A 9,873-nucleotide genomic window follows, 5' to 3' on the forward strand; every position below is an offset into this window, starting at 1 on the left:
CAGACGGGAAACCGGATGCGATGAACCCGCCACGACTGCTTCAACCCATGGTAACCGCGGGACATTCCCGCAGCCTGAGGCCCGGCAAGAATCGCGCGACGGATGCTGATGTGCACGCAGGTGTGCACATCCCGCAGGCGGCGTGACCGAAGCCGCCAGCGATCAGCGCCCGGGCAGCATCCGCTTCACCAACCGCGTGGCACCCGCGAGCTCGGGGGCACGCAGCAGCACCAGCACCAGCGCATACACGATGACGGCGATCAGCCCGACGACGCCGGTGCCGACAGCGCCGAGCATCTTGTCGATGAAGGTCATACCGGTCTGCCCGGCCGTCCAGCCCGCGCCTGCGCCCATCAGCACGTAGGCGCCCCAGCCGGCAAGACCTGCGGGGATCGCGGCCATGAAGAACCGGCCGATTGACAGCAGCGTCTGCGGCAGCTCGAGGCCGCCGAGGCGCCGCCGCAGGATGAGGATGGCGATGACAGTCTGCACGAGGCCGGCAAGCGATTGTCCGAGGGCGACGGCCGCGGCGAGTTGGCTGAGGGGTGCGACGGCGGCAGCGAGGTATGAGAAGCCGATGATGAGCGCGACCTGCACCAGCGTGAACAGGAACGGCGTGCGGGTGTCGCCGAAGGCGTAGAAGGCGCGCTGCACGATGAACAGCAGCGACAGTGGTACTAGGCCCACCAGGTAGCAGACCAGTACCGGTGCTGCCTCGAGGGCCTGGGCGGCGCTCTCGGTGAAGATGCGGGTCGCAGGAACCGCCGCAACAGCGAGGGCCACTCCCGACCCCACCACGAAAAGCGACACGAAGCGCATGCACCGTGCGACGTCGCTGCGCACGTCGTCACGGCGGCCAGCAGCCGCATGCTCGGCGATCTGCGTGAAATACGGGGTGCCGATAGAGATCGCGAAGATCGAGTACGGCAACATGAACACCAGCCACGCCGCCATCATCAGAGCGGTCGACGGGTGGTCGCCGGATGCATCGGTGACGACCCTGGTCTGAATGAGGCCTGCGATCTGCCCCGCAATCACCATCAAGAACGTCCAGCCTGCGAGGGTTCCTACTTGGCCGAGACCCACGCCTCGCCAGCGGAAATCCGGACGCAGCGAGAGCCCCGTACGTCGCCAGGCGAAGAGCAGCAGCGCGGCCTGCAGGGCGATGCCGAGCGTGGCTGTGCCGCCGAGTACGGCGATCATCGTCGGATCCCAGGCGTCGACCACGTTCTGGTTGCCGCCGAACAAAGCGATGAAAATCAGGAATCCCGCGATCGAGATGATGTTGTTCGCGACGGGCGTCCACGTGTACGGGCCGAATACGCGCTTCGCGTTCAGCGTCTCGCCGATCAGGGCATAGAGACCGTAGAAGAAGACCTGCGGAAGGCACCAGTAGGCGAAGGCGGTGGCGAGTGCCAGCTGCGCTGGCGGCCAGGAGTCAACGTAGAGCATGACCAGCCACGGTGCGATCGCCATCGCGGCCGCGGTGACGATGAGGAACACCACCGTTCCGAGCGTGAACAACTTCGAGATGTAGGCGCTGCCGCCGTCTTTATGGCTGGCAGAGCGTACGATCTGCGGGATGATCACGGCGGTCAGGATGCCGGTCTGGATGATGGTGAAGACGTTGTTCGGCAGTTGATTCGCCACCGCGAACGCGTCACTGGCCTGACCGATGCTGCCGATCGCCGCGACGAGCACGATCGTTCGCACGAGCCCGGTGACGCGGGAGATGAGCGTGCCGGCGCCGAGGATCGCGCTGGCGCGGCCGAGGCTACTCATCCGTCTCCTTCGCGGGTGCGGGTTGGTTCGCGGGCGTAGACGCGGAGGCCGCATCTGTTGCGGATGCTGGCCCAGCATCCGCCGCATCAGCACCCACAGCATCCGTCTGCGCACGGCGTTTGCGCAGCACCGTCCGCACGATGCCGAACACGAGCAGCAGGCCGATCAGACCGCCGAGAATGCCGAGCCCGATGCCCTCCCACTCGGCGCGCAGCGTGACATCGGCGACCTCGGGCGATCCGATCGGAACTCCGGTGGGGCTGTACAGCCGGAAGCCCACCTGCACGTCACCACTCGCGACGCGCGCCTCGATCGGCACATCGACGCGCGTGCTGGTGGCGGCGAGGGCGGCGACTTCGGTGACCGGCTGAATGTCGAGCCGGGGAGAGGACGGGCTGCTGTTCAGCGACACGTTCACCGGCCAGGGCAGATCATTGCGCACCCACACCGGCAGCGGCGCCGCCGCAGTGAACAGCTGCACAGGTTTCGGCTGCACGATGCTCACCGAATCAAGTGTCGTCTGCACGCTGGTCGCCTGCGCGGCGACGGCTGCGGAGAAGCTCTCATCTTCGACGCCGACGCCGATGGTGCGCATGATGCGGATTCGCTCCGGAACCAGCAGCACCGCCGGCTCTTCGAGCACGCTGGAGAACGCGACCAGGCGCTTGCCATCGGCGAGCATGGCCGTGAGTGACGTCGCGCGCGACAGGTCGGGTTCGGCGCTCACCGTGGCGGATGCCGCTCGCGAACCGCGCAGCGCAGCAAGATTCACGGTCGGGCTGGCGAAGGTGCTGAGCAGTTCGCGCAACGCTACGGGTGATCGGGTCTCGGAGCGATCCAGGCCCACCAGCACGGTGTCGGAACCCTGTGCGGCATAGAAGAGCTGCCCGGCCGCGGCGGCGAGCTCGCGGTCGATGGCTGCCGGATCGGTCAGTTCGGCGGCGGCGGACAATCGAGCGGATGCTGCCGCATCCGTCACCAGCAGATCATGCTCTCCTGCTTTGCTGCGCGCACTGCTCACACCGTCGACAGATGTCGACGGCAGGATCGTGAAGACGGGATCCTGCGCGTTGAACGCGTCGAGATCGGCGTCGTTCACATCATCGCGCGGCCAGAGAATGTCGGTCTGGGCGCCGAAGATCGCGCCCAGGTCGCTGCTATCCGGCAGGGTCGGCTCCGGATCCTCCGTCGTGGTTGTGGTTGTGGTCGGTGTCGGCGCGGGTGAGGGCGTGGCCGCGGGGAAGTCCTCGTCCAGCAGCAGCGGGGTGAGATCGGGCGGCCCCAGCAACGTCTTCTGCCCGGCATGCACCTGCGTTGCCGGGTCGGCATCGGCGAACTGCAGCATGAAAAAGCTGTTCGACAGCCGCTCGAGTCGATCGAGCCAGTCGATGGCGCTCTGCGGAGCGCGCGTGCCCAGCATCCGAATCGCCGTCGGGATCGACGGGTCGACACCGAGAATCGCCGTCGTGCCGAGCACGGCATCCAGCTGCCCGGAGAGCGCGCCGTCGGGAGCCGTGAGGGTGGCGAGCTCGTCGACCGTGAGCAGCGAGCCGTTCTCGGGCGTCGCCGTGATCGGCACGAGAACGCCGACGGTCTGCTGGTCGGCCTTCGTGACGACGATGACGGTGCTCGCGGTGAGGTTCCAGTCGATCGCGGCGCCATCGGCGTCGGTGGTCTTCGCGCCGGTGAGCTGCGCGCTCACCGGATAGACGCCGGGCTTCAGGTCGCCGAGGTCGGTAGCATCCACCATCACACTGATGTCGGCGCTGTCGCCGTCGGAGACCAGGGGAGTCGGTTCGGAGGCGAGCGGTTCGAACGCTCCCGCGGCGGTTCCCGCATCGAACCATTTGTCGAGAGCGGTTCCGTCGGGCAGTGCGGTGCGGTTGAGCTCGACCTCGACGGTGCCAGCACTCAACTGCGCTTCGGTGCTGTTCGCGAGCGTGACGGTGCTGACCAGGGGCCCGTCGGGCGCGACGGCCGCGCCCATGCCGGTGGAGAGCGACATCGTGACGACGGCGTCGGCTTCGGCAGGATCAGTGGTGTCCTCGGCGGATGCCGGAGATGCGCCGCCGATCGCGACAGAGCCGACGATGAGCACCGCGGCGAGCCGGCTCAGCAGCCGCAGCGCGCGCGGGCGGGAGCCATCGCGGGGGGAGAACGCAGTCATAAGTTGGCGTCGGTGCTGCCGGAAGGCACAGTCGACGCCACCGATTCTAGGTGGCGCGGCGTAGGGAACGCTGAAGGCGCGTAGAGTGACGGCCGTGCCGGATCGCGACCACCCCCGCCCTGATCTTCCGCTCGCGCAGGCTCTTGCCGCCGATCTGGATGCTGCTGACTTCCGCTCTGACCCGCTGCGGCGGCTGTGGGGCGAGGCAGCTGACGACGCTCTCGGGCGCGGAATGCGCGAACCCGTGCTGCGTACGCTCGGTGCTCGCGACGACGCGCTGTCGACGCTGGGGCGCCTGTGGGTGCTCGGGATGCCGCAACCTCTGACGGCTGTGGAGGGTGCGTTGCCGAGGCTCGGGCTTTCTGGTGTGGCCGCCCTGGGGCTGGGTCGCGTGGACGGTTCAGAGGTTGTGCCTCTGGCTGTTATCCGCCCGCAGTCGTTCGTGGATGCCGATGGTGTCGGCGAATGGTGGATCGCCAGCGACCTCGATGAGTTGGTGCTGGGCACTTCGCTGCCCGCTGACCACGTGCTCGGCGTCGGCGGTGCTTCGCGCACACTCGCCGAACTCGTGATCGGGGCGCCCATCGAGCGTGCGCTGGATCTCGGCACCGGATGCGGCATCCAGGCGCTGCTCGTGTCGCGGCACGCATCGGTGGTCGTCGCGACCGACGTCTCTGAGCGTGCTCTGGCATATGCCGAGCTGAATGCGCAGCTGAACGGTGTGCAGAACGTCGAGGTGCGTCACGGCAGCCTGTTCGAACCGGTTGCCGGTGAAGCCTTCGACCTGATCGTGTCGAACCCGCCGTTCGTCATCACTCCGCGCGTGCACGGCGTGCCCGAATACGAATACCGGGATGGTGGACTGGTCGGCGACGCGTTGGTGGAAGCGTTTCTGCGTGAAGCGCCGGCCCACCTCACCCCGGGCGGGGCTGCGCAGCTGCTCGGCAATTGGGAGTCGCGCGATGGTGTCGCAGGGCTTGATCGGGTGCGTTCGTGGGTGCGTGAGGATGTGGATGCGTGGGTGATCCAGCGTGAGGAGCTGAGCCCGCTCGCCTACGCCGAGCTGTGGATCCGCGATGGCGGCACGCTGCCGCGCGATGCCGACTTCACTCGCCTGCTGACCGCCTGGCTCGACGACTTCGATGCCCGGGGCGTGACCGCGGTCGGTTTCGGGTACATCCTGCTGCGGCGTGGCGATGGTTCGCACCCCCTGCGCCGGTTCGAATCCATCACGCAGCCGGTGTCGAACCTCGGCCGCGCGCTCGCCGCGGGCCTTGCCGCACATGACGTGCTGGCCACCGGCATCCCGCCCCGCCTCATCACCGCTCCCGACATCACCGAAGCCCGCCACTACATGCCGGGCAACGATGATCCCAGTGTGATCGAACTGCGGCAGGGCGGGGGCTTCGGTCGCACGATCGCCGTCGACCCGGCTCTCGCAGGCTTCGTCGGAGCCTGCGACGGCGAACTGACGGTCAGCCAGATCGCGGCGGCGCTCGCCGACCTGTTCGAGGTGCCGCTGGCCGAGTTGTGGAAAGAGATGGAACCCCGTATCCGTCAACTGGTGCTCGACGGCATCCTGCTGCCTGCGGAATAGCATCCGGTATCCATGCGTTTGCATGAGACATGAAGGCTTTCGGATTCCTCTCGTTCGGGCACTACGCGGATGTGCCCGGGTCACTCACCCGCACCGCGGGCGACATGCTGCGCCAGACCATCGAGATCGCCGAGGGTGCTGACGAGATCGGCGTGAACGGCGCGTATGTGCGTGTGCACCACTGGGCGCGGCAGGCGGCCTCGCCGATGCCGTTGTTGTCGGCGATGGCCGCGCGCACGAAGCGGATCGAAGTCGGCACCGGCGTGATCGACATGCGGTACGAGAATCCGCTGCAGTTCGCTGAAGAGGCGGCCGCGCTCGACTACATCGCCGATGGTCGCATCGCACTCGGTGTGAGCCGCGGGTCACCCGAGACGGCGCTGCGCGGGTACGAAGCGTTCGGTTACGTCGACACAGAGGATGCCGAGCGCGGCAGTGTGCTCGCCCGTGACAAGTTCGATCTGTTCATGCGGGCAGTCGACGGGGAGCGCATTGCTCCCGGTGACCCGCGGATGGTCGGCGAGGGGCACTACCTTGCGATCGAGCCGCACTCGCCGACGCTGCGCGACCACATCTGGTGGGGGTCGGGGTCGCGATCGAGCGCCGTCACCACCGGTCAGCAGGGGCTGAACATGATGAGTTCCACGCTGGTCACCGAGGCGACAGGGCAGCCGTTCCACGAGTTGCAGCGAGAGCAGATCGATCTGTTCCGCGCTGCCTATAAAGACGCCGGGCACACCGGTACGCCGCGGGTGTCGGTGAGCCGAAGCGTGTTTCCTCTTGTCAACGACAGGGATCGCGCCTATTTCGGGCTGCGCAGTGCCGAGAACGGCGACCAGATCGGCGTGATCGACGGATTCCGCTCCACCTTCGGCAAGACCTACGCGGCAGAGCCCGATGTGCTTATCGAGCAGCTGAGGGCCGACGAGGCCGTGATGGCCGCTGACACCCTCATGCTGACGATCCCGAACCAGCTGGGACCGGAATACAACCTGCACGTGCTGCAGGCGTTCGCCGAACACGTTGCGCCGGCAATGGGCTGGAAACCGAACACCGAGGGGCCTGTGCAGGGTGACGCTGTGGTCTGAAGGCCGCCCGAAATACCTACCGTGCCCCTGCTCGACGATCTAGCCTGTTCACATGAACGATGTGCGACTGAGTGGGCAGCTTGTGTGCAGGGACGACGCTGAGGTGCAGCTCGTGAAAAGGCTGCTTGCGCAGCACATCACGCTGACGCGCTCGGAATCCGGGTGCGCAGCGTTCGATGTTGTGCAGACGAGCGACCCGCTGGTGTGGCAGGTCGATGAGCTGTTCGTCGATGAGGTGTCCTTCCGGGCTCATCAGGAGCGCGCAGCCCGCAGCGAATGGGGCATCGCGACGAGAGCGGTCGAACGGCGTTTCTCGATCGAGGGGCTGTCCGAGTAGCGCGAGACGCTGACCGCACGACGCCTCGGGCGTCGTTGGTGCCGCCCTCCTGAACACCAAGAAACCACTTCCTGCATGAGAAACACCTTGTGAGGATGCTTCTCGCGCAGAAAGTGGTTTCTCGAGGGGTGGGATGCGGGGCATCCCGGTGCGGGTCAGTCGGTCGACACCTTGTCGCGGCGGCGTGCGATGAGAAGCCCGAGACCGATCAGCAGCAGGATGCCAGCGGCTGCGATGTACGGAGCGCTGTCGGCGCCGGTGGTGGCCAGGCTGTCGTCATCAGCTGCGCCGTTTCCAGCATCCGTCCCCGTGCCGTCACCCGGAGTCGCATCGCCGTCGCCAGGCTCGCCATTACCGGGCTCGCCGGATCCGTCGCCGTCACCCGGCTCAGATCCGTCTTCGCCGCCGGGGACCTCCGCAGCCGTGACGGTGATCGCCACGGTGACCTCGTCGCCGCCTTCGCGGATGGCGGCGAGGGTGTGCTCGCCGGCGGGAGTGGATGCTGGAACGGTGAGGGATGCGGCGAGCATGCCGTCAGCATCCGCCGTCGCCTCTCCCACCTGCACCGGCTCCGAGCGCAGCTCGAAGCGCACCTTCTCGCCCGCCGCGAAACCGGCGCCCGTCAGCGAGACGACAGAGCCGGCCTCGACGGATGCGGCATCCAGTGTCACCGAAGCCGGAACCTGCTGTGCCGGTGGCGTCATGCCCGCCTCGGTGACCCACTTCTCACCGTCGTCGTACTTGGTGACGGTGAACTCGTCGTACACGTCGCCGACGTTCTTGTCCGTCGAGGCACCCGCGACCTTCTCGGCGAGGTACGAGCGGTAGACGAGCTGATCCTGCGATACGTCGATCACCTGGTAGGTGGTCACGCGCTCGCCGCGGATCACCTGGGTGGCGTCGTTGTTGGTCCACACGTTTCGCTCATCGGTCTCGAGGTTGTAGTGCTTCGCACCCGAGTTCGACACCATGTACACGGGCCCCGTGGTGAGGCCGGGGGTTTCGGTCGCGGTGGTGTTCTTGTAGCCGCGGGCGTAGGTGTGGTCGTGGCCCATCATGACCAGGTCGATGTCGTTGTTCTCGAACACCGGCACCCACTCGTCGCGCAGGATCGGCTCGTCGCGGCCGGCCGAGGTCGAGTACACCGGCTGGTGGAAGGTGACGACGTTCCACTTCGACGGGCTGTCACGCAGGATGCCGTCGAGCCAGGCCGCCTGGAAGCGCGTCCACAGGCGTGAGACGTCGTTCTGCGGGCACTCTTCGACCGCGCACGACGGCAGGTTGCTCGGGGTGAGGAACGTCCTGTCGCGCGTCGCGTTCAGCGTGATGAAGCGCACGTCCTGGTAGTCGGTGTAGTACGCCGTCTCCTGCGCGAACTCGCTCCAGTGCTCGAAGTACGCCTTGTACTGACGCGCGACATCCGAGTCGCCCTGGGCGAGGTTGGCGAGCTCGCCGACCGTGCCGACAGCGGGATTGTTGTGCGGGTATTCGAAGTTCGCCTTCCAGGCGGTGAGCATCTTGTCGCCGGAGTACTCGTGGTTGCCGGGCGCGGCCATCACGTTGGTGCTGGTGGCCGAGTGCTGCATGCCCTTGAACCAGTTCACCCACTCGTTCTCGTTCGAGCCGGTGTTGATCAGGTCGCCGGCATGCACCGAGCCGATCGAGCGAGGCGCGTTGGCCTCGGCCTGCTTGACGACCGAGGGCCAGGTGGTGTCGAGGCCGATCTGCGCGTCGCCGTAGTAGACGAACTGGAAGTCAGTCGCGGCGGGATCTGCCGTGCGGAACTCGTACCAGTCGCTCCAGCTGCCCGCGAGACCCACGCGGTAGCGGTAGTCGGTTGCGGGGGTCAGTTTGTCGACAGTGGCGGAGAAGTGCTGCAGCGGGTTGCCGTTGGCGAGGCCCGCGGAGTACGCGTCGACCGTGCGGGCGGTGCCGCCGGATGCTGGTGAGATCTGCACCTGACCGGTGGTGTGCGATGCGTCGCTGGCCATCCAGGTGAATGACTGCGAGGTCTCGGGAGTGGTGGTGGGCGTGAGAATCACCCGTGACGGCGGTGCGGCGACCGGCTCACCCGGGTCGTTCGCGGCCACGAGCTTCAGGCTCGACATGTCGAAGTAGATGTCGGAGCTGGATTCGCGGTCCTGATACAGCGCGACCGCGATCGTGTTCTCGCCGTCGTTGAGCACATCGCTCTTGGCGGTGAAGGTGCTCGTCAGCGGGTCGCCGTTGCTGTCGCCGGCGTACTCGATGTTGGTGGTTTCGGTGATGCGGCCATCGACGTAGCTGGCGACCTTGGTGCCGTTGACCCAGACGACGAGCGCGTCGTCGTAGGTGACGGTGCCGGCGAGGGATGCCACCTGATCGGCCACTCCGTCAGCGAGGGTGAAGTCGGTGCGGAAGAAGTACGTCGGCACCGTCGTCTTCGTGTCGCCGATGTAATGGGTCAGCAGCGTGCGCGGCTGGTGCGGGCCGACTTTGCCGAGCTCGCCCCGCTTGGCCCCGAACGAGCCCTGTGCACTCTTCCAGGTGCTGTCGTCGTAAGACGGAGTCGTCCACACGCGCAGGTTCGCGTCACCGCGGCCGGGATCGGTGTTGTCGTCGAGGTAGCGCCAGGTGCTGTCGGTGGTGATCAGCGGCGCGGTGGGCACCTCGACCTCAGCATCCGCCGAAGCGGCTGCAGGGGCGATGAGGATGCCGCCGAGAAGCGCAGCGAGGGTGGCGGCGACCACCTGTCTGCGATGCCGGGCTGCGGGTGGGAAGGGCATGTCGATCCTTCGATTGGAGGTGGTAGGGGACGCGCGCCGAAGCGCACCCACTCACCCAATCGAGTCGGGATGGCCCGCGCGTGACCGCCCGGCGACTTCCCGGTGAACGGAGGCTGCTGCCCGCCCCACGCGCCCAC

General features: G+C 67.0%; 6 protein-coding genes. 3 read left to right on the plus strand and 3 right to left on the minus strand.

The window, feature by feature from the left end; all coding sequences use genetic code 11:
• Positions 1–162 precede the first annotated feature (162 nt).
• Positions 163–1,782: a murein biosynthesis integral membrane protein MurJ gene (murJ, locus tag FM104_RS15385; protein ID WP_087133109.1), complete on the minus strand. Its 1,620-nt coding sequence runs from the start codon at positions 1,780–1,782 to the stop codon at positions 163–165.
• On the minus strand, positions 1,775–3,949 hold the full coding sequence (locus tag FM104_RS15390; RefSeq protein WP_087133110.1) for a DUF6049 family protein: 2,175 nt from the start codon (positions 3,947–3,949) through the stop codon (positions 1,775–1,777). The genes murJ and FM104_RS15390 overlap by 8 nt, the downstream gene beginning before the upstream one ends.
• An 85-nt stretch (positions 3,950–4,034) precedes the next feature.
• Between FM104_RS15390 and FM104_RS15395 the strand changes: the two genes are divergently transcribed.
• The 3 genes from FM104_RS15395 to FM104_RS15405 are packed head-to-tail and all read left to right on the plus strand — an operon-like array spanning position 4,035 to position 6,971.
• A complete protein-coding gene (locus tag FM104_RS15395; protein WP_087133111.1) occupies positions 4,035–5,546 on the plus strand; it encodes a DUF7059 domain-containing protein in 1,512 nt (503 codons plus the stop codon).
• Positions 5,547–5,575: 29 nt separating this feature from the next.
• The gene (locus FM104_RS15400) at positions 5,576–6,634 is read left to right on the plus strand and encodes an LLM class flavin-dependent oxidoreductase (protein WP_087133112.1); all 1,059 of its coding nucleotides are present in this window, start codon (positions 5,576–5,578) and stop codon (positions 6,632–6,634) included.
• 52 nt (positions 6,635–6,686) lie between these two features.
• A complete protein-coding gene (locus tag FM104_RS15405) occupies positions 6,687–6,971 on the plus strand; it encodes a putative quinol monooxygenase (protein WP_087133113.1) in 285 nt (94 codons plus the stop codon).
• Positions 6,972–7,126: 155 nt separating this feature from the next.
• Here FM104_RS15405 and FM104_RS15410 read toward each other — a convergent pair whose 3' ends face one another.
• Positions 7,127–9,736 carry a purple acid phosphatase family protein gene (locus FM104_RS15410; protein ID WP_087133114.1) on the minus strand — a complete coding sequence of 870 codons (2,610 nt, stop codon included), beginning with the start codon at positions 9,734–9,736 and terminating at the stop codon, positions 7,127–7,129.
• Positions 9,737–9,873 lie beyond the last annotated feature (137 nt).

The sequence above is a fragment of the Microbacterium esteraromaticum genome (assembly GCF_900163815.1).
In the GTDB taxonomy this organism is placed as follows: domain Bacteria; phylum Actinomycetota; class Actinomycetes; order Actinomycetales; family Microbacteriaceae; genus Microbacterium; species Microbacterium esteraromaticum_B.

Excerpts from the sequence above, each read along its gene's own strand:
- FM104_RS15390 (WP_087133110.1), bottom strand. The coding sequence starts at position 3,949 with ATGACTGCGTTCTCCCCCCGCGATGGCTCCCGCCCGCGCGCGCTGCGG.
- FM104_RS15400 (WP_087133112.1), top strand. The coding sequence starts at position 5,576 with ATGAAGGCTTTCGGATTCCTCTCGTTCGGGCACTACGCGGATGTGCCC.
- murJ (WP_087133109.1), bottom strand. The coding sequence starts at position 1,782 with ATGAGTAGCCTCGGCCGCGCCAGCGCGATCCTCGGCGCCGGCACGCTC.
- FM104_RS15410 (WP_087133114.1), bottom strand. The coding sequence starts at position 9,736 with ATGCCCTTCCCACCCGCAGCCCGGCATCGCAGACAGGTGGTCGCCGCC.
- FM104_RS15405 (WP_087133113.1), top strand. The coding sequence starts at position 6,687 with ATGAACGATGTGCGACTGAGTGGGCAGCTTGTGTGCAGGGACGACGCT.